General features: G+C 44.7%; 19 protein-coding genes and 2 tRNA genes. 3 read left to right on the forward strand and 18 right to left on the reverse strand.

Annotated elements, in window-relative coordinates; all coding sequences use genetic code 11:
- The first annotated feature begins 42 nt into the window (after positions 1-42).
- Together B3157_RS03270 and B3157_RS03275 are read left to right on the forward strand one after the other, a co-directional pair.
- A tRNA-Arg gene (locus B3157_RS03270) sits at positions 43-117 on the forward strand.
- Positions 118-298: 181 nt separating this feature from the next.
- Complete coding sequence (locus tag B3157_RS03275; RefSeq protein ID WP_214060504.1) at positions 299-1,552, forward strand: Glu/Leu/Phe/Val family dehydrogenase; 1,254 nt, start codon at positions 299-301, stop codon at positions 1,550-1,552.
- A 65-nt stretch (positions 1,553-1,617) separates the two neighbouring features.
- Here B3157_RS03275 and B3157_RS03280 read toward each other — a convergent pair whose 3' ends face one another.
- The 8 genes from B3157_RS03280 to B3157_RS03315 all read right to left on the reverse strand — a co-directional run bounded on the left by B3157_RS03280 (position 1,618) and on the right by B3157_RS03315 (position 10,004).
- Positions 1,618-2,238, reverse strand: coding sequence for a metallophosphoesterase family protein (locus tag B3157_RS03280; protein WP_214060503.1), 621 nt, complete (start codon positions 2,236-2,238; stop codon positions 1,618-1,620).
- Positions 2,235-2,852 carry a hypothetical protein gene (locus B3157_RS03285; RefSeq protein ID WP_214060502.1) on the reverse strand — a complete coding sequence of 206 codons (618 nt, stop codon included), beginning with the start codon at positions 2,850-2,852 and terminating at the stop codon, positions 2,235-2,237. The genes B3157_RS03280 and B3157_RS03285 overlap by 4 nt, the downstream gene beginning before the upstream one ends.
- Before the next feature lie 3 nt (positions 2,853-2,855).
- Complete coding sequence (locus B3157_RS03290) at positions 2,856-5,267, reverse strand: efflux RND transporter permease subunit (protein WP_214078613.1); 2,412 nt, start codon at positions 5,265-5,267, stop codon at positions 2,856-2,858.
- Between the two features lie 103 nt (positions 5,268-5,370).
- The gene (locus tag B3157_RS03295; RefSeq protein WP_214060501.1) at positions 5,371-6,045 is read right to left on the reverse strand and encodes a hypothetical protein; all 675 of its coding nucleotides are present in this window, start codon (positions 6,043-6,045) and stop codon (positions 5,371-5,373) included.
- Complete coding sequence (locus tag B3157_RS03300) at positions 6,042-7,280, reverse strand: S41 family peptidase (protein WP_214060500.1); 1,239 nt, start codon at positions 7,278-7,280, stop codon at positions 6,042-6,044. Before B3157_RS03300 ends, B3157_RS03295 begins: the two co-directional genes overlap by 4 nt.
- Positions 7,273-8,052 (reverse strand): tRNA (adenine-N1)-methyltransferase, encoded by a 780-nt coding sequence (locus B3157_RS03305; protein ID WP_292588807.1) that lies wholly within the window; start codon positions 8,050-8,052, stop codon positions 7,273-7,275. Before B3157_RS03305 ends, B3157_RS03300 begins: the two co-directional genes overlap by 8 nt.
- Positions 8,053-8,328: a metal-sensitive transcriptional regulator gene (locus B3157_RS03310; RefSeq protein WP_099829161.1), complete on the reverse strand. Its 276-nt coding sequence runs from the start codon at positions 8,326-8,328 to the stop codon at positions 8,053-8,055. It abuts the gene before it with no gap.
- A gap of 11 nt (positions 8,329-8,339) precedes the next feature.
- Positions 8,340-10,004, reverse strand: coding sequence for a nucleoside kinase (locus B3157_RS03315; RefSeq protein ID WP_292588809.1), 1,665 nt, complete (start codon positions 10,002-10,004; stop codon positions 8,340-8,342).
- Positions 10,005-10,060: 56 nt separating this feature from the next.
- Between B3157_RS03315 and B3157_RS03320 the strand changes: the two genes are divergently transcribed.
- Positions 10,061-10,136, forward strand: a tRNA-Gln gene (locus B3157_RS03320).
- 33 nt (positions 10,137-10,169) lie between these two features.
- On the opposite strand, the gene B3157_RS03325 is transcribed toward B3157_RS03320, so the two are convergent.
- The 10 genes from B3157_RS03325 to feoB all read right to left on the reverse strand — a co-directional run bounded on the left by B3157_RS03325 (position 10,170) and on the right by feoB (position 21,877).
- Positions 10,170-12,371 (reverse strand): peptidylprolyl isomerase, encoded by a 2,202-nt coding sequence (locus B3157_RS03325; RefSeq protein ID WP_292588811.1) that lies wholly within the window; start codon positions 12,369-12,371, stop codon positions 10,170-10,172.
- A 139-nt stretch (positions 12,372-12,510) separates the two neighbouring features.
- The gene (locus B3157_RS03330; protein ID WP_292588813.1) at positions 12,511-14,115 is read right to left on the reverse strand and encodes a glycoside hydrolase family 57 protein; all 1,605 of its coding nucleotides are present in this window, start codon (positions 14,113-14,115) and stop codon (positions 12,511-12,513) included.
- Between the two features lie 4 nt (positions 14,116-14,119).
- Positions 14,120-14,854 (reverse strand): DUF4912 domain-containing protein, encoded by a 735-nt coding sequence (locus tag B3157_RS03335; RefSeq protein WP_292588815.1) that lies wholly within the window; start codon positions 14,852-14,854, stop codon positions 14,120-14,122.
- A gap of 134 nt (positions 14,855-14,988) precedes the next feature.
- Entirely contained in the window at positions 14,989-16,263 is a 1,275-nt protein-coding gene (gene hisS, locus B3157_RS03340; protein WP_292588817.1) for a histidine--tRNA ligase, read from the reverse strand.
- Positions 16,256-17,740 carry a TrkH family potassium uptake protein gene (locus B3157_RS03345; protein WP_292588819.1) on the reverse strand — a complete coding sequence of 495 codons (1,485 nt, stop codon included), beginning with the start codon at positions 17,738-17,740 and terminating at the stop codon, positions 16,256-16,258. Before B3157_RS03345 ends, hisS begins: the two co-directional genes overlap by 8 nt.
- On the reverse strand, positions 17,741-18,400 hold the full coding sequence (locus tag B3157_RS03350; RefSeq protein ID WP_214061300.1) for a potassium channel family protein: 660 nt from the start codon (positions 18,398-18,400) through the stop codon (positions 17,741-17,743). It lies immediately after the preceding gene.
- Positions 18,397-18,849 carry a potassium channel family protein gene (locus B3157_RS03355; RefSeq protein ID WP_099829154.1) on the reverse strand — a complete coding sequence of 151 codons (453 nt, stop codon included), beginning with the start codon at positions 18,847-18,849 and terminating at the stop codon, positions 18,397-18,399. Before B3157_RS03355 ends, B3157_RS03350 begins: the two co-directional genes overlap by 4 nt.
- Before the next feature lie 3 nt (positions 18,850-18,852).
- Positions 18,853-19,458: a response regulator gene (locus B3157_RS03360; RefSeq protein ID WP_099829153.1), complete on the reverse strand. Its 606-nt coding sequence runs from the start codon at positions 19,456-19,458 to the stop codon at positions 18,853-18,855.
- A 77-nt stretch (positions 19,459-19,535) separates the two neighbouring features.
- A complete protein-coding gene (locus B3157_RS03365) occupies positions 19,536-19,931 on the reverse strand; it encodes a hypothetical protein (RefSeq protein ID WP_214078603.1) in 396 nt (131 codons plus the stop codon).
- On the reverse strand, positions 19,928-21,877 hold the full coding sequence (gene feoB, locus B3157_RS03370) for a ferrous iron transport protein B (protein WP_292588825.1): 1,950 nt from the start codon (positions 21,875-21,877) through the stop codon (positions 19,928-19,930). The genes B3157_RS03365 and feoB overlap by 4 nt, the downstream gene beginning before the upstream one ends.
- Positions 21,878-21,884 lie beyond the last annotated feature (7 nt).

The raw sequence follows: 21,884 nt of genomic DNA on the forward strand, positions 1-21,884 counted from the left end.
CATTGAAAAGCCGGAACCATGATGCTATAATTTTCACGATGTGCCCCTATAGTTCAACGGATAGAACAGCGGATTCCTAATCCGCAGATGAAGGTTCGATTCCTTCTGGGGGTACCAGGCGGGGTTTTCCTCGCCTTTTTTATTGGTAATTAGCATAATGGAAACTGGCACAGAAAAGGCTACTTAGAGTACGTTAATTAGCTGTAGACGGTGCCATTCGCCCGTACATCGATTTGAGAAGTATTCATTATGGTCATAGAATTCTAATGAAGAACACCAATATGGAGGAGGTATTCTCGTGGCCGAAACAAGTCTGTTTCAAAATGCACTTAAGCAATTCAATAAAGCTGCCGATGTCATGGATCTTAGCCAGAGCATGAGGCAGGTCTTGTCCTTTCCGAAAAGAGAGCTAACTGTCAATTTCCCCGTAAGAATGGATAACGGGGAAATCAAGGTCTTCACTGGACACAGGGTACAGCACAATGTTGCCAGAGGTCCGGCAAAGGGAGGAATCAGGTACCATCAGAACGTTACTCTCGATGAAGTGAAGGCACTGGCTTTCTGGATGACATGGAAATGCGCGGTAGTTGGTATCCCGTACGGAGGTGGAAAGGGCGGAGTTTGTGTGAACCCTCAAGAGCTTTCAATCAACGAGATTGAAAGACTTTCAAGGAGATTCTTCTCAGAGATTCAGATCATAATAGGTGAAGGAGAAGACATTCCTGCGCCAGACGTAAATACTAACGCTCAGATAATGGCCTGGTACATGGACACATACTCCATGAACGTTGGTCATTCAGTTCTCGGAATCGTTACAGGCAAGCCTCTGGAAATAGGTGGTTCTAAGGGAAGAACGGAAGCAACGGGTCGCGGAGTAAGAGTGGTTGCCGAAGAAGCTCTAAAGTACAAAGACATGGATCCGAAGCAGGCGAAGGTGGCCGTTCAGGGATTCGGAAACGTAGGATCGTTTGCGGCGAAGCTAATAGATGAAGAGATGGGTTCAAAAGTCATCGGTGTGAGTGATGTTTCTGGTGGACTTTATAATCCTGAGGGTTTCGACATCGATGATCTGATCGCATACAGGGATCAGAACAACGGAGTGATCGAGGGCTACCCGAAGGGACAGAAGATCAGTAACGAAGACCTGCTCGGACTCGATGTGGATATCCTCGTTCCAGCAGCTCTTGAGAATGCGATTACTGAGAAGAATGCAAAGAACATAAAGGCAAGAATAATCGTCGAGGGCGCAAACGGTCCTATGACACCGGAAGCGGAAGACATAGTTCTTGGAAACAAGATCTTCGTTGTTCCCGACTTCCTGGCAAATGCCGGAGGAGTCACAGTCTCATATTTCGAATGGGTACAGGGACTACAGCATTATTTCTGGGATGTGGAGGACGTAAGAAGAGCTCTCCAAAAGATAATGAGAGAGGCTTTCGCTTCCGTAGCATCGACAATGAACAAGTACAACATCGATATGAGAACTGCCGCATATGTTGACTCTATAGAGAAGGTTGCTCACGCCACAAAACTCAGAGGAATCTATCCCTGATACATCTGCTGTCAGATTCACGGAGCGGAAGAATTGTCTTCCGCTCTTCTTATATGTTGGGAGAATCAGAGTAGCTCAGATAAGTAGAAGTTGTCGTCAACTCTGTAGGCTGTCAAATAGCCTCCATAAACACAGCCAGTGTCTATACCGATCTTTCCTTCTTGAATTAGTGGGCCGCTAATTAAGGGTGTATGACCAAACACAACCGTACGGTTCCTGATAGGGTTTGGAGTCTCCAGAAATGGTTCTCGGATCCACAGAAGATCCTTTGGATTCTGCTTCTTCAAGGAGATTCCCGGCCGTACCCCGGCATGAACGAAAATGAAGTTGTTCTCTTCGTAGTGAAGAACAGTCTCGTTGAGAAACTCAATATGGTATTCTGGAACAGATCTAATACTCCCATAACTTCTGATTGTTGTTTCCATCCCGTTATAAGCCCAGATCGTAGATCCTTCGGCGCCTCTTAGATAATCAAGGAACATCTGCTCGTGGTTACCTCGAATGAAATGACAGTCATGGTTTACGGAAAGTGATATCAGAAAATCGATGACTCCCCTGGGGTTCGGTCCACGGTCCACATAATCACCAATGAAAACAAGAGTGTCGTCAGCTTTGAGATCGATCGCCTTTATAAGTCTTTTGAGCGGTGAAAGGCAACCGTGTATGTCACCGATTGCATAGGTCAACCGAGAAATCTCCTCATAAAGAGTTGCCAGAGAAAGGATATTACAATTCCTGCAAGCGGGCTAATTATCCATTCTTTCTTGGAGTCCCTTGAAAAGACTGCCCGGAAAGCAAGCCCGGCAGCAACCGAGATAATGACCCAAGTCCAGTGATTTGCAAGAATGAAGATAAATATAGACATTCTCTCAGCGATTCCGATTGAGTCGGTAGCCTCTTCCGGCAGTATGGCCCCTCGAAGAAAGTACGTGACACCCACGGTTACCAGAAGCATTCCCATGAGATACCAGGAAAACTCAACAGTGACAAATGATTCTATGAGGAAGCTTCTTCCAAGTAAGGTGAAAAAAAGCAGCAGGAAAAACGCAATGACTTCGATCAAGAGGTTTGGCAACCTCTTGCGGCCCATGTCAACAGTGACTGTCAGGCCGATAGAAAGTATCAGTAAAAGTATTCCAAGAGGGCTTGATAGAAAGACGTCGAAAGTGAAGGCAAGAAAGATCAGAACGACCCAAATGAAATGCATCCAGAACTTCTTATCATCCATCTTTGCAAGCTTTCGATTATTTACAAATGCATGATCAACTACATAGTAAGCCACCAGAAGATGTAATGGCATATCTCAACCTCCGATCTTTTTTTTGCTGTTCCATGGTAGCACAGGAACTAGAAAGGTTGCAACAACAAGTGCGACAAGAACCCCAAATCCGAGGCTTACACCGAATGTGCTCAGGAGTTTTCCCCTTGCAAAAATGAATGAGAAGAAGGTTAGCATTGTCGTTGCCGAAGACATGGTTATTGATTTGAAGGTTCTGGCCAGCTCTGTGTTCTTCTTCTCCCTAGAACTATGTATAACGTAAACAAGTGAGTCTACACCAATTCCAATTATCAGCGGGGCAGAGATTACAGTTACAAAAGTCGTCTCAATTCCCATCAATTCCATTAAACCAAACATCGACATCAAAATTCCGACCATTAGAACTAATGTTTTGAGTCCGTCTATGATGGACTTTCTTTCGATAGAAACGACGACAAAGATTGCTAAGAAGGCAACCAGACATATTGGAAGGGAGATGATTCTCACAAGGTCCATCAGGTAATGGAAAACTTTGGGATACCCTCCGAAAGAAGCTCTGAGTTCAGGGCTGAGACTGTCGTAAATAATCTTTATGACGTTGTTTCTATAGATTATCGATAATGGTTCTGAGTTCATAACGAAATACGTCTCACCATTGGCAGCCTTGTAGAGAAGCTGATCTCTCAGGCTTTCCGGTATGACCTCGGTAGCAAGGTCAATTAGATCATTCGAGCCTTCAATGGATTCCGCTCTGTCAAGGAGTTCTACAACGAAGTCATAGTAATTTGCTTTCTTGAAAACGGCCTCAATTAACGGAGAGTCTCTCAGCGCATTGATTTCCCTGGTAACTTGCTGCATCTGATTAATGTAATCTCCCTCTCCTCCTTCGATGACAGAAAGTATTGAGAAGGAGCTCTTGAAATTCGGGTTCTGATCGATTTCCTCATGCGCCCTTCTTAGAGAATCTATATCTGGAAGTATAAATGGCACTGTGTTTATAATACTTCCCCCGAAGGTTCTTTCAATTAGGCTGGGAACTGCGATCTGTTCTGAGTCGGTTGACATCAATCCGGGTGGAGTATAGGAAAAGCTTCTAATATTGTTCAAACCAAGATAGCTGAGCATCAGGATAAGCATGAAGACAACTCCTCCGAAAACGACGCCGAATTTCAAGATTACCTTCGAGATTCTCAGGAAAAATCTGTCGAGCAGGTGAATGTTTGCCTTCTTTCCAGGATTTATTACGGTCATGATCGAAATTGCGGGCAGATAGACTGTCATTACGATAAAGAAGACAACAATACCGATTGCAGAGAGAATCCCCAGTTCTCGAATGGCCGGGGAGCTGATTACTGCAAGGATCATGAAGACAAGAGCTGTCGTTATCATACTTGCCGAAAGAGGTTTTATAAGAGCTTTATAGGAGCTGTACAAAAGAGTTACCGGGTTCTTCTCTCTGTTTGCCCCATCCGAAAGTCTGGTTATCATATGTATTCCATAGTCGATTCCCAGTCCAAGCGTTATGGCGGTGACGAAGGTAGTGATGATGTTTAGAGAGCCGAAGATTACGTAAGCAAGGCCGAGAGTGATGAACATCGAAATAGCCAGTGAAGAGAAAACGCATAGGGTAACCTTCCAGCTTGAATAGGCAATGAAGAAGAGAAGAGAGATTCCTACAAGCGACAGCACTGTTGTCAGCATGAAATCATCATTTACTTGCCTGTGCGAGTCGTAAGTTCCGAAGTGATCTCCTGCCATTCCATAAGTTACTCCGTAAACTCTGCAGACACCGTCAAGCCACTCTCTTAGTGCTGGAATCACTCTTTTCACGTATGATACATCGGAAGAAGGCCCATCGAGCCTGATACCCATAACCAAAACCATCGGGTCGTTAACAGGAATTGATTCTGGAAGTCTTATGAAGCTGATGAAGTCTTCGCCTTCCGGTTCGTTTGCAACTAGTCCTTTGAGGTCCTCAAAACCGAGCAACATCTGTCCAAGGCTTCGAATAGCAGAGAAATCGTAGTTGACGAGTCTTTGGACGGTCCTTGAAAGATCCTGATCTCGATTTCTGATTGAGGAGAGTTGTCCTGGATCGACCATTAGGAGGCCCAGAGGCCCGAGATCAGACATTAGATCGAACCTCACAAAGGATTCGATACTCCTGAATTCGTTTGATCCTTCGTAAATCCCTCTCGCAGCCGAAATAAGATTCTCTATTCCCTTTTCAGTTTTGTCTTGTGTTTGCAGAACGATGTAAGTGACATCGCCAGAAGTGTCTCCGTTTATGAAGCGATTGTACTGCTTCACGACAGGATCGTCCTGTGGAAGAATCTTAAGCAGATCTGAATCAATATTCAGTTTCAATGAAAGGTATGCACCAAATGCACCAAGAATTACGAAAAACACTACTACTGCTGCACGGTGTCTTACCACGAACTCACTCAATCTCTGCAACAAATAATCACTCTCAGTCATTTCTTCTAAATTGAACAAGCAACTCTAGTATATCAACTTTTGCATGGCCAGAGATCGATATTAAGCGACCAAAACTGAGTGTTCAGTCCCTGATAAGAAAATATCTGACCGGAAGAAATGGTATCGAGTATCTCTCAACCGTCTGTAAGAAGGATTCGCTAATAGTCGCGCCTTCTCTGAGAACCACAATGGGCCCACTGCCAGAGAAAACATCTGAAACGAACCTTCCAGGACTGAAAGAGTTCATATAATGGACTTTGGCGAATTCGAACCCTTCTTCCTGCAATGAATTGAAGTCTGATTCCATAACGATTGTGTAGCCGGGGATATAACTTAGTCGGAAAGCTCCGTAGTCGATGAACTCCAGCCTGGTTACAGCTGAACCGAAAAAGTCGATTGTCTCTCTTTCTCTTGAACCTTGTTTTCCGCTTTCAATGACAAAAAGTGTCTGCAATCTCGAGAAGGTTTCAAAGTATGGACTGACAAACGTTCTCACCCCGTTTTCAGTAGACATTATCCAGGGTCCTACGTTTTCCTTCTCTAGCTGTTTAAGTACAGAGCTGAACTCCTCAACTGCTTCGAGATGATTCTTGAAACCTTCAAGCACCGGCAGAAACTTGTTTCTAAGAAAGAAGTCGGGAGCGGCACTCCGTCTCCCGATATTCTGAAGAGCTTCCAGATTAACATACAATATCACCAAAAGCCCGAAAATCAGGGCAATTAGCGAAATTACGATTGGCAAACTTGCGATTCTCAATTTACGGTCTTCACTCCTAGACTTTCGAGGACTATCTCGATTGCTTTTAAGAGTTGAAGATCATGTTCGATGTCTATAGTGGCTTTGGATAGTGTTAGTTCGCTTCCGTTCTCTTCAAGGACATCATCACCCGGTTCAACGATGATATCTGGTTCTATACCCTGAAGATGAATATCATTACCATCTGGAGTGAAATAATGAGCAGTTGGCAGCCATATTTCGCCTCCATTGGAAAGATTGAAAACAGTCTGAACTGCAGCCTTCCCAAAGGTCTTTGTTCCGATAACCGTTGCCAGTCCGTGATCTTTCAACGCTCCAGTAAGTATCTCTGAGGCCGATGCGCTTCCTTCATTAACAAGCACAACGATTGGTTTGTCTTTGAAGTAGGCATTGTATCTGGATCCCCATGAGTTGTATATTTCTTCCTGACCGTCTCTGTACCTAATCGTTATTACTCTCTGGCCTTTGGGCAGAATGAGAGATGAGATGTTCAGAACACTTTGCAGAAGTCCGCCAGGGTTGTTTCGCAGATCGATTATGTAGGCCTCGCTGTTTCTGCTAAGGTTTAGCGCATCCTGGAATTCATCGTAGGTTGGCGCGTTGAAGCCCGTAATGTGTATATAAGAGATTTCGATATCTTCAATATCTATCAACTCACTCTTTACGCTCCTTATTTCAATGAATGCCCTGGTAATTTCAACGAAGAAAGGCTCAGTGAGAGTTTCTCTGTAGACCTCCAAAACCACTTGGGTATCGGGGTCTCCTCTGAGCATGTTGACGGCACCGTAATAGCCGACATCGGAAATTGGTACTCCATCTATTGTAAGAATCAAGTCGCCGGGTCTTAGGCCCACTCTTTCTGACGGGCTCCCGGCCATAGGTGCCACCACTTCAAGACAATCAAATTGAATGTTGTACTGAACAGTAGAACCAATACCACCATACTTGGAGCTTGTGTCAAGCTCATTCTCCCTGGTTTGAACGGGATCAAAATACCATGCAAATGGATCATCGAGTCCACGCATCGTACCTGTCAGAGTCTCATCTAGAATCGCGTCATAATCTACCTTTTCAATGTCGTAGTAGTTTCGATCTATATATGTAAGTATCTGAAACACAGGACTGAACTTCTCGAACATCTCATCGTCCGTCATAGTTGTAAATGCCCCCAGGAAGAAGACCGCAATAAGAACCGCGATCGACGCCGTTATCCTAAAGGCTTTCTTCTTAGTCATGCAACTTCCTCCCTTCTACTTTTATACCGAACACCAGGTATGTAGTATGGCCGACCATTCTGTCTTCCGGCCTAAACCTTTCGGGATTGGTCTTATAGCTTCTTGCCATTATCTCCCATACCTGAACATCGATAACTCCTAGATTCCTAAGAATCCCGATCGTTTCTTGAACCTGGTTGGCTGTAGGGCATAGAACGCAGATCCTACCGCTTCTCTTCAGGATAGTTGTCGAAGTCTCAAGAGAAGTAGAAGGTTCGGGAACATCGAGAAAGAAGGCATCGGCTATCTTACTGTCTTTGCATTCTACAATATCTCCCGCTACGAAGTTCACCCTTTCTGCAAATCCAAGGTGCCCGACATTTTTCTTGGCCTTCTCTAAGAAGTCTGATCTCTTCTCGAAGGTGACGACTCTGCCAGACTCACCTACTTGACGAGAGAAGACTGAAGTCATTACGCCAGTACCCGTTCCGGCTTCGTAGACAACGTCACCCGGTTTTATGTCCAGATTTAAGAGAATGAACGCAATATCCTTCGGGTAAACGATCTGAGTTGATCTTCTCAACGAAAAGATTCCGTCGATGATAGACGGTTTTATCAAATACGCATCTCTCAGACCAAGACTGATCCTTTCTCCGAATTCCTTGCCCACAATTGAATCAATCATTAGGTTTCCATAGTGAGTTTTGAGAACTGTCCCTTTCTCGACTTCAGAGAAGTACTTTGTTTCTTCATCTTCAAGCAGGATCAGTACTTTGTCACCGTATTCAATCATCTAGACTCCTCTAAGTTTTATTATGTTCTCAATCAGGCTATCGAGTTCTTCGATCTGGCCAGATTCACTGGCTTCGACAACGCACTTTCTTGCGTAGCCTTTGACAATCATCTCCGATACTCTTGAAAGAGCCGAGTTCACTGCAGAGACCTGAGTAAGAATGTCTCCGCAAACCCTGTCGTTTTCAACCATTTTCTGCAAGCCTCTGATCTGGCCTTCGATCCTCTTCAACCTATTCAAGACCGCTTTCCTGGTCTCTTCATCAACTCCGTGCATGCCTTCACCTCTTAGGAACCGAATACACTGCCGCCTATGAACTCCTTTATAATGGAGGTTCTCGGAATATCCTCCAGATTCGTCATGGGGAGCACGTAATCTATGAACCTCAGAAGCCTCTTAGCTTCAAGATACTCTGGTACCGAATCGTCTATCTGAACTAGCAAAGGTTCTGCGAATGCTTTCAATGCTGCCAAATCGTATACAATTGCAGAATTGAACATCACATCCGCCTCTTCCTGGAAGGGAAAGATATACTTGTCTTCTCCCCTCCTAACGCTTGACCACATTCTTATTGTATCGAGCGCCGAGTGCCCTCTGAATCGATTGTCACGCACGATTCTACGCAATAATCTGACATCAGTAGTAGGTATTCTGTTCAGGTTATCGAGATTCATCTGCGTCAGAGCGCTGACGTATATTTTGAACTTTCTCTCGTGAGGTACGGAACTGCTGAGCAGCTCATTTAGGCCGTGAATTCCCTCGATTATGACAGGCTGACCCTCGGAGATCCTGATAGGTTTGTCATGAAATCCGCTCTTTCCAAGAATGAAGTCAAACTTTGGAAGCAAGACTTCTTTTCCGTCAAGCAGCTGTGAAATCTGTTCGTTAAATAGCTCTATGTTGAGAGCATAAATCGATTCGAAATCATAGTTTCCGTTTTCATCTCTCGGAGTCTTCTCTCTATCGACGAAGTAGTCGTCAATAGATATCTGTATAGGTTTCATCCCCAGTACTTTTAGATGCAGCATCAGCCTCTGAGAAAAGGTAGTCTTGCCCGAGCTTGAAGGGCCGGCTATAAGGATAAGACTAGGCTCTTTGTGTGCGGCTATGAGATCTGCAATCGCAGCGATCTTCTTTTCATGGAGAGATTCCGCAATATTGATTATCTCTCTTATCTCCTTTGGACCTCTGCTTATTATTTCGTTCAGCTCGCCCACGGTCTTAACACCAAGAATCTTCCCCCATTTCTCGTGCTCCAGAAAGACTGTTGAGATCTTTGGCTGATCAACAAATACTGGTAGTCTGTCTGGCTCTTCGGTATTGGGAAGGTTCAGAATGAAGTATTCTCCATACGGAATTAGCGCGAAGTTCTTAACCGCACCTGTCGAAAAGGGCATATATCCATAGAAGTAATTTAGGTATCCCTTACATCTGTAAATGTTCACGGTTGACTTCTTTCGGTATTTGAACAGAAGAGCCTTGTCTCTCTGCCCATCTTCGTTGAACATCCTAATGGCCTCAAATTTGCCCAACGTTCCCTTTTCGAAGACATGGTTCTCTTCAACAAGCTGTCTCATCTTGTCTTCAATTGTCTTCAGATTATCCGAAGTAGGCTCTACACCCTCAATATCACAGACAAGGCCAGAGCCTCTTGAGTGATGGACGTTTAGTTGCACAGCTCCAAAGAGCTCTCTGATTGCTATGAAGAGAATGAAGAGAGTTCCCCTTGTGTAGATTCTTAACCCGTCTAGAGAAGACAGATCTACGAACTCTACTTCCTGTTCTTCGTTTGCCTTTCTGCAAAGCTCTATCAAAGCATTGCCTGATTTTGCGGCCATAATGGGAGCTCTGTGGAAGCTGTCACACATTTTGGAAAGTTCATAGAAAGTAGTCTCTTTGGTTACTGGAATCTTCTTATTCAATTCCTTTACGAAAATCTCGTGGTTAGCCATAGAATCACTCCAAATCATTGACACCACAAATAGTCGATGTTAGAATCTATTTGCTGTGGGGCGTAGCCAAGTTGGTAAGGCATCAGATTTTGGCTCTGACATCCGTAGGTTCGAATCCTGCCGCCCCAGCCAGAAAAGGGTGGCTATCGCCACCCTTTCTTATGACTAGTTATTTGTCTCGTTCGGTCCTTCGCTATCAAGACTTACGTCCAGATCGACATCTCCTATTTGTGAAGGTGCCTCGATTTCAAATGGAACACTCAATTCGCCTGGAGTAACTTCGGTGTCATGGTCTATGTCGCTAGAGGTTTCGAACTCCGTTGAGTCAGCTGTCTCGGTTGCATCGATCGTTTGGCTAGCGTTCAGTTCTGAGATATAGAATTCGATAGTCTCAATTAGACTCCTGATAGCCTCGTCTTCCGGATTAAATTCCAGAAGCTTCTCCAGGTAATGCTTTTCCGCCATAAGGTAGATCTCCATTAGCGGTTCGTTTTGCTCCAGATTTGCCATCTTCTCATAGATGTCAACAAGCAGATAAAGCGCACTAATCTTCAGATCCGTCGCGGCTTCTGTAGAGTTAATTACCTTTCGATTCAGATCTCCTTCTATGCTCTGAATAGGAGAGTCAATCAAGAGAGATCTAGCCTGCGCTCCAAAGTACTCACTATAGTATTGAAGATAGCTGTCCAGCAAGGCGGGGTTCTCCAGCAGAGGCCTCACGTTCATGTTGTAGGAGTTCTCGTTGTACATGTATGCGACTTCTGGATTATTGCCGTCTATCTGGTACATATAGTTTACGACTTTTGTTGAGTTGGGCATTACAGAATAGAGGTATCTAACAGAGCTCTCGAAACGGGAGTTCGTTTCGTCATAGACTTTCCGCTTATCTGCCAGCATCTCCTGAACTTCTTCCAAACTCTCAACACTGAATTCTGTCATGTATTCTCTGGCCCTTTTAGCTTCAGAAAGAACACTTCTCAATTCAGTGTTTGTTGCCGGAATTGTTTCAAGCTGATCGTTAATATCCTCGATCGACATCGATGTTGCGGTTGCTGGAAGAGCCAACAAGAGATCCTCTAGATCTTCCAAATCGAACACCTGATATCTGAGGTTGGTTACCTCGTCCTCAACTAACTGCGTATAGAAGACAACCGGAAGGTACGATTCGCCTATGAGGACATTTCCGGATTCGTCAAAATAGTCGCTTTCGAGTTCTTCCAGAAATCTCTTGGCCTCCTGTCTGTCTCTTCTTGCTTCATCATACTTGGAATACATCTGAAGATCGGGATCGTTTATCACATGCGATAGATTATTCTCCACTCTGTATTCTGCGATCCATCTGTCGAATTCAGCGTTCTCAAACTGATTCATCTCAGTCTGATAAGAAGGGGTGTTAACGAATTCCTCGAAGCTGTCGAATGTAGATTTGTTGTTTACAAGTATAAGGTGGTATCCGAATTGTGACTCGACAGGGCCGACCAAAACGCCGGGAGTTGCGTCAAAAGAAGCATCTTCGAATTCGGGAACCATCTCTCCTCTTCTGAACTCCCCAAGGGCACCGCCACTGGCTGCAGTACCTGTGTCTATCGAATACCTAGTAGCGGCTTCGGCAAATGAGACCTCACCATTCTCAATCATCGCCTTTATTTCGACTGCGCTCGCTTCATCAGAAACAAGGATATGGTCTGCATCTACCCTCTCATAATCGAACTTCAAACCTTCTAGATTCTCTTCAACAAAAGTCTGGAAGCGACTATTCATGTCTGGAATCGCCTTGTTTGCGACATTCACAGTTAGCAACTGCGTTGCCACATAGTCTTTGATGAGCGCTGAGAAGGCATCGACAGAACCGTACTGGTAGATTATTGCGGATCTGGTTTCTTCATCTGCAACATACTGATCAACTATCCTCTTTGTCTCAGACTCGACCTGTGCAGTCGTCGGAAGGACTTCATTCTCTGTTGCATAGAGAAGCAGTGTCTTCTGATCGATCAATGACATGAATATGTCGTATCTAATTCCCATTTCGCTGGGATAGTTTTCCATCTCAAAATACGGATCTAGGGTATACCCCTGGCTTCTCAGGTTCGTTAGTGTGTCGCGTACCGATGTTTCGTACTCTGAATAGGTAATCCAGTAATTTGGATCAGAAAGAGGTGTACCGTCCTTTGTGAGCCCTCCAACGGTTTCGCTGAAATTGACCGTAGCTCCTGTGTTCTGTTGATTTCCCTGAGAGCCGCTTCCAATATACTGGGCAACGGACCACCAAATAATTCCAACTCCAAAGAGTACAGCTACTGCCCAAACGACAGGCCGTTGAATAGATTTCATGAAATTAGGATTTCCTCTGGATTTCTTCTTTGGCATTTACTTTTCAACTCCCTCCAAGCACCAAATACTCTACAACCAAGAGGGGGAGGTTCATGCCTCCCCCGGCTTCACGAATTATACCATAGTAAGTTTGCTCTTGTAATCGGCGCAACGTCAAGAAAAATGATGGATTTAACTAACCGACCTGCTTAGCGTAGACCCTGAAGTCAATGTGCGGAAATATGGAGTCAATCCATTCCAGGGTTTTCAGTCTGCTTTCATCTATCGAATTACTCTCGATTTCTCCATAGAGCCTCAGCAGCCTGTCAATATGAGTCTTGGTTCTGTTAACAGCGTATTCCACTGTCGTGTTAGTTGTTATGATGAATGCCCAGTCGCTTGACTGAGCAAGAAGAAGCTCTCTAGCCATCTGATTTAGCGCCCTGATTCTAAGTGCGTCGTCTGTTCTTTCAAACTTCCTTGCGAGTTCAATCATTCTCCTGGAGCCTTCATCCAGATGCCGATATATCCAGTCGTTTCTACCATTCAGCCAAACTTCGTTGTATCCGTTGGCTCCCCAGGTAGAGGTATTGGGAGTGACTACCTGTGCCTGATCCATTGAGTTGATAACTTCTGGAGGAGTTGAAGGAACAACAATGTCATCTCCGTTAAGTTCTCTGAAAAGCCCCTCAATGAACAGAGGACCTTCATACCACCAGTGACCGAACAACTCTGCATCGAAAGGAGCAACGATTACAGGTTCTTCTCCGTCAAACTGACTGGATAACCTCCTAACCTGTTCTCTCTTTCTGTTTGCGAAATCCTTTGCGTGTTCTACAGTAGCTCTTCGGGCATCGTCCAAGTCATAATAGCTCTTTTCGTTGAGGGGTACATCTTTGCCAGTTATCTTATAATACTTTATTCCAGTGTTGCACCGCTCTCCACTCGGATCTATGTAGGGCCTAATATAGTCCTCTTCCCTGTCAAAGCCCACGTCTCTATAAAACTCTCTATACCTTGAATCACCGGGATAACCAACTTCGGCACTCCATACCTGTTGACTTGATTCGGGATCTCTTGCGAGCACAAAAACATTCTCTGGTGTAACTACCGGTCTGTATACTCCGTATCTCGGTGCCGGATCTCCGTACCAAAGGCTGTGAGAGTCAACAAAGAAGAAAGAAAGTCCGTGTTCGCGCAAATACGAATCGAAGCCTGGGACATAACCACACTCGGCCAGCCAGATTCCTCTAGGGTCCTTCCCAACATGTCTCCTATAGGAGTCAACTCCGATGCTTATTTGAGCATTTATCGCCTCAGGGAAATTGGTCATCAGAGGTAGAAAACCATGAGTAGCGTTACATGTTACAATCTCCAATTCTCCGCTATCCTGGAACCCTGAGAATTCTCCAACCAGATTGCAGTTGCATTCTTCATAGACTTTCCTAATGTCTTCCAGTTCATGAAGATAATGCGTAGCCAGCCTGTTGGCGGCCGGGTGTTCTGCAGAGGTTCTCGAAATCTCTATTCCAGCAAGCTCAATCGATGATCCAAGATAATTGAGATACTTCTTCTGCAGGTCGTTATTGGCAAGCATTTCCATCAGAGGCGGAGTTATGCTCATCGTCACTTTAAAATTCACTCCGTCACTCCTCAGCCTTCTGAAAGCCTGTAAGAGAGGTATATATGTCTCTGTAATGGCCTCGAACAGCCATCTCTCTTCCATGAAGCTCGGGAAGTCAGGGTGGTTGATAAACGGCAAATGCGCATGGAGCATTAATACGAATCTCCCTCTGCTCATAAAATCATCTCCCGCTTCTGCTCTTCGAGATAGTCTTGATGAACTCTTCAGAAGAAGGATTGCCTGTTGGTCCCGAAGATTTCGTGATTCTCGCACGTCTAGAACTCTCGTGAGAGACTTTCAACTCTTTCCTAGAGCCTTTTCTCAGATCTACCCAGATTTCATTATCGGTAAACTTCGGCGAGTTCCTCGGTGTCCGCGTAATTCCAGATTTAAGAACACTCTTGAAATGACCGTCACTGTAGTAACCGATCTCGGCAATGTAGTCTGCATCGGGAAAATCAACCTGGAAATACCAGTTGCCTGCATCGATAGAGATGTCAGACTCCTTAAATCTGTGAGCATTCTTTCCATCGTAGATGATGTTAGTAATATCACTGACTCTTACAAGAAGCCTGAATTGAGAGGTCGAAAGATCTCGAGCAGTTCGTTCAGAAAGATCCCACTCCACATACACCCAGTAAGGATTCACTGGATGGATAGTAACAAAATCATGAAAGTAGGATGATGGGATCTCTGCATTTACTGGCTTGGAAGGGCGGAGGATCTCTGAGGGAGTCTTTGTCGCTGCAACGCTCGAAACATGTTTGCTCTCCTGAGCATGCTTCTTCAGAGCACGAGAGATATCCTTTTTTCCCATAGTTCTCTTAAGGTTAATCCCCATCATTTTCGCGAAACGTCGGAGATCCTGAATCGTCGGGTCGGAACTTAGAAAAGATTGAATTTCTTCGTTAATCATGTTGAAAACCTCCTGGGCATGAGTTTCTCCTCGAGTAGATGATAACATACTCCAGGAAGATAATTCAAGTGATTACAGTTGACTAAAGGTGATTATTATCAATTTTCTTTCGCAGACAACTTAAATTGGCAGTTTTACGTAATATCTCTTAGCTTATCGACTACGTAGTCAACCATATAGTCGCTATCTACCTGAAACTGCGACCCGTCACTCATTACCCTGACGGTCACTATATCTCTTTCAATTTCTTCCTTTCCGATAATCAGAGAGATCTTCGCTCCGATTCTTGCAGCATGTTTCATTTTGTTTCGCATGTTTCTTTCCATCACGTCAACGTAAGTTGAGACCCCAGCTTTCCGGAGCCTTCTGGCATAATCGAATCCTTTAACACTCTCTTCTCTTCCAAAGGTAAGAACTGCAACTTCTGGGCCTCTTGGGATACCGGCTTTCGAGTTTTCCGATTTGAGAAGCATTATAATTCTCTCAAGACCTATCGCAAAACCAACTGCGGGGCAGCTCTTTCCTCCAATGTACTCAATAAGACCGTCGTATCTACCCCCACCGACTAACTGATCCTGGCTACCTAAAGAAGAGGACCTTACTTCGAAGGCAGTTCTACTGTAATAATCTAGTCCGCGGACCATGAATTGATCAACCTCATACTGAATACCTGCTTTATCGAGGTACCATTGAAGCTCTTCAAAGTGACTTCTACAGTCAACGTCGAGGTAATCTAGAATACTGGGGGCTCCTGCAACCCGTTCTCTATCAACCTTACAGTCAAGAAGTCTTAGGACATTCGTTTCGTACCTACGCTGACAGTCAGAACACATTTCGGGAAGCTTGTCACTGTAGTATTTTTTGAGAGCCGTCTTATAATCCTCTCTGCACTTAGGACAGCCGACAGAGTTTATGAATAACTTCGCTTTGTTCAATCTCAATTCTTTGAGGAAGCTGTAAGCCATCTCAATTATCTCGAAGTCTGCCAAGGGACTTTCAGAGCCAAGTATTTCCGCGCCGAACTGATGAAACTGCCTTAGTCTACCGGCTTGTGGCTTTTCGTAGCGAAACATCGGCCCGTTGTAGAAGAGCTTAATAGGCGACCCGAGGTTCACAAAAGAGTTTTCGATGAATGCTCTGGCCACGCTTGCCGTTCCTTCGGGTCTCAAAGTGATCGACCTGCCGCCTTTGTCTTCAAATGTGTACATCTCCTTCTGGACAACGTCGGTAGATTCACCCACGCTCCTCTGAAAGAGTTCAGTCGCTTCAAAGATTGGCGTTCTGATTTCAGTGAAGGCGTAATTATGAGATATATTCCTTATGGCCTCTTCAACATAATGCCAGTATCCAATGTCTTCATAAGATATGTCCTGAGTTCCCTTTATTCTTGTAATCATGACTTTAAGCATTCCTCCGTCTTCTGAATATGATCTTTCCATCTCTAAGTAGTTTAGTTATAGCATATATTACGACAACGAATTCAAGCCTTCCGAGAAACATTCCTATTGTCTCGGTCCATAGGAGTCCGGCCGGTGCTCCGGGGGACGTTATACCTACCGAAAGGCCAACAGTGCTCAATGCCGAAGCAAACTCAAAGGCAGAAAGAGCCATCGAGTTTCCATATGACATCAATATTCCTGTTCCGACTGCATAAGTGAAGAAGTACAATGAAAAGACCAACAGAATCTCTTTGACCAGTGAATCGTCTATATACCTTTTCGTTTCACCTTTCCATATCTCCTGTTTGAGAAGCGCATCCTTTGGAAGGAAATAGCGTCTGATTTCGAGCCAGAGAATCATGATCAGAGCAAACAAACGGTATTGCTTGAGGCCTCCCGAGGTTGAATCAAGGTCTCCACCGAAAATCATCAACAAAACTATCAAATAGATACCGAACTGATTCCATGGGACAAAGTCCACGGTAGAGAAACCGGTACCTGTTAGAGCCGAAACAGTTTGAAACAGGCCGTGCCGAAATCTTTCTGCGCCCGATGAGTAAACCACCGTAAGAGTACCGGTTATAAGAAGAGGTGTGAAAACAGCAAGAATTACGAACATCAGTTTCGGTTCACCGTTTTTCCAGAAGGCTCTGAAATTCTTCTTCCACAATGCGTAATGTATTCCGAATCCGGTGGCACCCAGTATCATCAACACTATAGTGACTATTTCTATGAAGATGCTGTTGAATTCCCCTATTGATCCGGTTCTAGTCGAAAATCCGCCAGTTGCCAGAGCCGTCAAAGAATGATTTACAGCATCGAAGACATTCATTCCAGCTAGCACGTACATCGCGATTCCTGCCAGTGCATATGAACCGTAAATCACTGCTATAGTTCGCGTGGAGCTCTTTATATTCGGAACGAGATTATCCATTCGTCCTTCGGCCTTATAAAGACCGAGCCCCGAAGGTCCGAGAATCGCGGACATCATTATGATTGCAATGCCAGCTCCACCGAAGTACTGCATCAAGCTTCTCCAAAGCAGAAACGTTCCGGGGATTTCTTCAACGTCCACAAGGGTTAGACCAGTCGTTGTCCAACCACTTGTCGACTCAAAAACTGCCTGTGTGAAGTCTAGATAACCCCCGATCACAAAAGGAAGGGCAGACAGTAGAATTGCGATTATCCAGGAGAAGAGGACTACTATCGCGCCCTCTTGAACTGTGATTGCGGAGCCAGGTTTAACTCGCATTGTCATTTTAAGAACAAGCCCCATGACAAAACTCAGAAACGCAGTTACGATGAAGGAAAGACTCTCGGCAAATGTGGAGGGATTCCAAATGCAATATGACAAGGGAATCAGCAATAGTATCGGGAAGAAGATGAAGAGATTCCCCAAGTATCCAAAAACAAGCCTATATCTTTGCTTCAGAATGTTTTGAAACATCTACACCTCTCCCAGGAGAGTTTCAAAGACTGAAGATTGAACGGTTGGACTGCTCAGAACTAGAAGAACATCGCCCCTTTCAATGATTGTACTACCTCTTGGAATGACCACTTCGTCATCCCTGACAATCGCACCTATGACGCTTTCGTCCGGAAGAGGGATATCCTTGATAGCTTCTCCGATTATTGGGGACTTGTCCGTCATCTCTATCCTTAGAATCGAGACTTTCTCCGAGGAAGGAAGGAGGTTCGTAATATTCTCTCTGAAGAGGCTATCTTCAAGAGCAACGCCCAGTATTTCCGTTGGGCTTACAACACTTTTAATTCCCATCTTTTCGAAGACTGCTTTGTTGTCTGGATCATTCACCATAGCTACCGGGCGCTCGATACCATAGACTCTGGAGGCCGTTAGGCACGCAACGAGATTGTCCTGATCATTAGGAGTCAAAGCAACAAAGAGGTCCGATCGATCAAGCTCTAGTTCCTCAAGAATGTATCTTTTGCTGCCATCGCCTCTTACGACCACCGCACGAAGTTTCTTGGCCATTTCGTCACAAAACCGATCGTTCTTATTAACCATCATCACGTTATGACCCTTACTCAGAAATCTCCTTGCCAGGTGATAAGCGATCTTCTCGCCCCCGATAAGCACGATCTTCATTTGTCGTCACCGCCGATGAAGTACAACGCGTTCTTGATGCTTTCAACTGCTAACAGTGTTGGACAAATAACTTCTATCCCAAAATCGGAGAACATCTGGATGTTATTCGGATCATAAGCTCTTGCCACAACTCTTGGAACTTCGAAGTACTCTTTGGCAGACATTGAGATCATCAAGTTAGTATTATCATCCGTAGTGAGAACGAGGGCAACGTCGGCCTTGTCAAGTTTGGCTTCCTTCAGTACATCGAGTTCTGTTGCGTCGCCCATTATGTTGAATCCTGTGAATTCGTACGAGAGCGCATTGAAAGAAGACTCGTTTCTATCGACGACAACCACACTGCAACCCATTGAAGAGAGCCAGTTAGCCATTCTCGATCCAAGTCTCCCGCAACCGAAGATAACGATGTAATACTCATCCTTCTTGATTGCACCCTTCATGAAAGGCATCTCTTACTCCTCCAGCTTCTTCAGCTCTTCAGAAGCTTCTTTGAAAGCCTCATCAAGAGAAAGTGAGGCTTTAAGATGTTTTGCAGCAAGTTTTGGATTATCTTTGGCCACCAGCAGTGCATAAAGAAAGTGGGGGAATGGTGACCCAGGGAAGTCGGAGAATAGGGCACTCATCAGTGATTCGGCCTTGGCGGTTTGGCCATCTTCGATCAATCTTCTGATTTCCCTCGCGCGCTTATAGATACTGTCTTCTTCTCTCAAGGCAAGTTCAAAGGCATCTCTGATTTCCTGAGGTGTGAACGGTTTGGTTAGAAAATCCACTATTCCCGCTTTAAATGCTTTTCTCATTGATTCGGGAGATATGTCTGACGAGACTACTATTACGGGAATTGAATATGCTCTATTCTTGAGTTCCTGGAGGAATTGAATTCCATCCATAGAAGGCAAGCTAAGATCTGTGAATAGGAGGTCTGGCTTTCGTTTCTCAATCTCTTCCAGGGCTTCCTCGGCAGTCACGAAAGTATGGACTTCATTGTCTTCGTTCTCCATGGTCTTCTTGACAATTCGCCTGACATTCAGCTCGTCATCGACCACGTAAACGAGTGCCATGCAATCACCTCCACAACACAAATCATATTACCACATTAAGCTCAAATAGTGTTTGAGAGTTTCCACAAATGGAATTCTTAGAAACTGTTTGTCTCGATTTGTTTCTTTGCGAAGTCAAAAAGAAAGGATATGGCAAAGCCGGATACAATGAGAGGGAGGTTCAATACCTCAATAGTCAATAGGCAACTTGAGATCAGTAATCCCTCGAGCCAGACACTAAACACCACAAGAACCTGGTATATTGAGAGCACATAGGAGAAGAAGCTTCCAACCAACAGATGCGAATACCGTTTTCTTACATTGCTTTTCTTCTCAGCGATTCCGAAAAAGTAGATAGCGGAGTTTATTCCAATGATGATGGCAAGAAACCGATCGCGATCAGTCAGAAGCAATCCGAAAAATGAGTTTATCGCGAGAGCTGCAAAGAGTACTCCACCGAACATAAGCCAGAATGTTATCGACCTGCCTCTCATAGGAATCCCCCAACTACTCTTACGATTAGTGCAACAGTATAGGCAACTGTAAGACTGTAGAAGACGGAGAAGAATACATACTTGTAGCTTCCGGTTTCATTCTTTATCACAGCAAGTGTTGGCATGCACGGAACATACAGAAGTACAAAAACTAGAAAACTCAAAGCTATTTCAGGGGTAATCAACGTTCTTATAGCACCAAGAGAGCTTCCTGAGACGCTAAGATTTCCAAAGAACGTTGTGAGCGATGAAACGATGACTTCTTTCGCGGCTATTCCGAAAACCAAACTGGTTATCATTTCCCACGTGTAACCCAGGGGTATGAAGAGCGGTTCAAGTGATTTCCCAATCATGGCTGCGAAACTCCCTGTCCCTTCTGTGGGAAAGTAACTGAGAAACCATATTACAACAGAGGCGCCAAGTATTATCGTACCAGCCTTTTCGAGAAAGTGACGCCCCTTGTTCCAGGTATAGAGAATTAATGAACTTAGCCTCGGTTTTCTATAACGTGGAAGCTCCATTATCAACGTGGAGGGCTCGCCCTTGAAGAAGAGCTTGTTGATCAGCAGCGCGGAAAGGACCGTTATAACAATACTTAAAACGTACAAAAAGAAAATCACTACACCGGCTCTTGCGCCGAAGAAGGTGCCTGCAATCAAAACATAGACTGGAAGCTTCGCGCTACAAGAGATAAAAGGTGAGACAAGAATGGTTACTATTCGCTCTTTTGGTTCAGAGATCGATCTTGTCGACATAATAGATGAAACATTGCATCCAAATCCAAGGAGCATAGACATGAAGGAGCGCCCGCTGAGTTTCATTGAATACATTAGTCTATCAATGACAAAGGCAGCTCTAGGCAAGTAGCCGGTTTCTTCAAGAATTCCAAGCGCTAGGAAAAGTATGAAAATGTTAGGCACGAAAACCAAAACGGCTCCAACGCCTCCTATTATTCCCTCAACAACGAGAGAACGAAGCCAATCTACGCCGATGAAGCCGCCAAATGCGCGGCCAAGGCCTCCGAGCAGTTCTTCAATCATGATAGATAAGGGTCCTGAGATAGTGAAGGTCAGCTGGAAGACGATGTACATAATCGCAAGGAATATCAAAATCCCAAGAAATCTATGGGTCATAACGTGATCTATTGCTTCGGAAAAATTCCACCCTATCTTTTCTTTACCCTTAACTGATGTGGAAAGGATCCTTTTTATATATTTATAGCGAGTTTCAGCGATTTCCACAGAGAAGTCGTAGTCCAGAGTTATTCCCGTTATTTTTTGAACTTCATAGTCCTTTTCCAGAAGCTTTATCGAAAGCCAACGTTCGTCAAACCCGGCCAGAGAAGGGTTTCCCCTTATTCTCTCTGATAGATCCCTAAGGTGAGCTTCCACTTCATCGGAGAAAAGATAGTGGACATGGCTGCTGCTCTTGGTGCTCTTCACAAGAGTATTCTTCAGCTCTTCGATACCTTCGCCTGTGACCGCCGAGGTAACGACAACCGGAATGCCAAGCTGCTTCGAAAGCTCGTTCTTGTCGATCTCAAAGCCTGCTTTCCTCGCTTCGTCGACTGCGTTTACTACAAGAACTACATCTCCGCGAAGCTCAAGAACTTGAAGAAGAAGATAGAGACTTCTTTCCAGGTTGACGGCATCACCTATGACTATTGCGACACCAGGCTTCTCATTCACAAGGAAATCCCTAGCTATTTTTTCATCAAGACTGGTGGCACCCAGAGTGTAAGTGCCTGGCAGATCAACAACATCTATGGTGTGATTGTGATGCCTCATCACTCCGGCTCTCTTTTCAACAGTAACACCGGGCCAGTTCGCAACAACCTGTCTCGAGCCGGTTAGACTGTTAAATATGCTTGTCTTTCCAACGTTTGGGTTTCCTAGAAGCGCTACGGTAATTTCCTTTGAATCGATTCTATCTGGCTGATTTTTCACGGATAAG

Source organism: Mesotoga sp. UBA5557, assembly GCF_002425715.1.
Classification (GTDB): domain Bacteria; phylum Thermotogota; class Thermotogae; order Petrotogales; family Kosmotogaceae; genus Mesotoga.

Coding starts and splice junctions, on each gene's coding strand:
- B3157_RS03355 (WP_099829154.1), bottom strand. CDS start 18,849: ATGCCTTTCATGAAGGGTGCAATCAAGAAGGATGAGTATTACATCGTT.
- B3157_RS03325 (WP_292588811.1), bottom strand. CDS start 12,371: ATGCCAAAGAAGAAATCCAGAGGAAATCCTAATTTCATGAAATCTATT.
- B3157_RS03350 (WP_214061300.1), bottom strand. CDS start 18,400: ATGAAGATCGTGCTTATCGGGGGCGAGAAGATCGCTTATCACCTGGCA.
- B3157_RS03345 (WP_292588819.1), bottom strand. CDS start 17,740: ATGTTTCAAAACATTCTGAAGCAAAGATATAGGCTTGTTTTTGGATAC.
- B3157_RS03330 (WP_292588813.1), bottom strand. CDS start 14,115: ATGAGCAGAGGGAGATTCGTATTAATGCTCCATGCGCATTTGCCGTTT.
- B3157_RS03360 (WP_099829153.1), bottom strand. CDS start 19,458: ATGGCACTCGTTTACGTGGTCGATGACGAGCTGAATGTCAGGCGAATT.
- B3157_RS03300 (WP_214060500.1), bottom strand. CDS start 7,280: ATGACTAAGAAGAAAGCCTTTAGGATAACGGCGTCGATCGCGGTTCTT.
- B3157_RS03335 (WP_292588815.1), bottom strand. CDS start 14,854: ATGATTAACGAAGAAATTCAATCTTTTCTAAGTTCCGACCCGACGATT.
- B3157_RS03305 (WP_292588807.1), bottom strand. CDS start 8,052: ATGATTGAATACGGTGACAAAGTACTGATCCTGCTTGAAGATGAAGAA.
- B3157_RS03365 (WP_214078603.1), bottom strand. CDS start 19,931: ATGAGAGGCAGGTCGATAACATTCTGGCTTATGTTCGGTGGAGTACTC.
- B3157_RS03310 (WP_099829161.1), bottom strand. CDS start 8,328: ATGCACGGAGTTGATGAAGAGACCAGGAAAGCGGTCTTGAATAGGTTG.
- B3157_RS03315 (WP_292588809.1), bottom strand. CDS start 10,004: ATGGCTAACCACGAGATTTTCGTAAAGGAATTGAATAAGAAGATTCCA.
- hisS (WP_292588817.1), bottom strand. CDS start 16,263: ATGCTTAAAGTCATGATTACAAGAATAAAGGGAACTCAGGACATATCT.
- B3157_RS03285 (WP_214060502.1), bottom strand. CDS start 2,852: ATGCCATTACATCTTCTGGTGGCTTACTATGTAGTTGATCATGCATTT.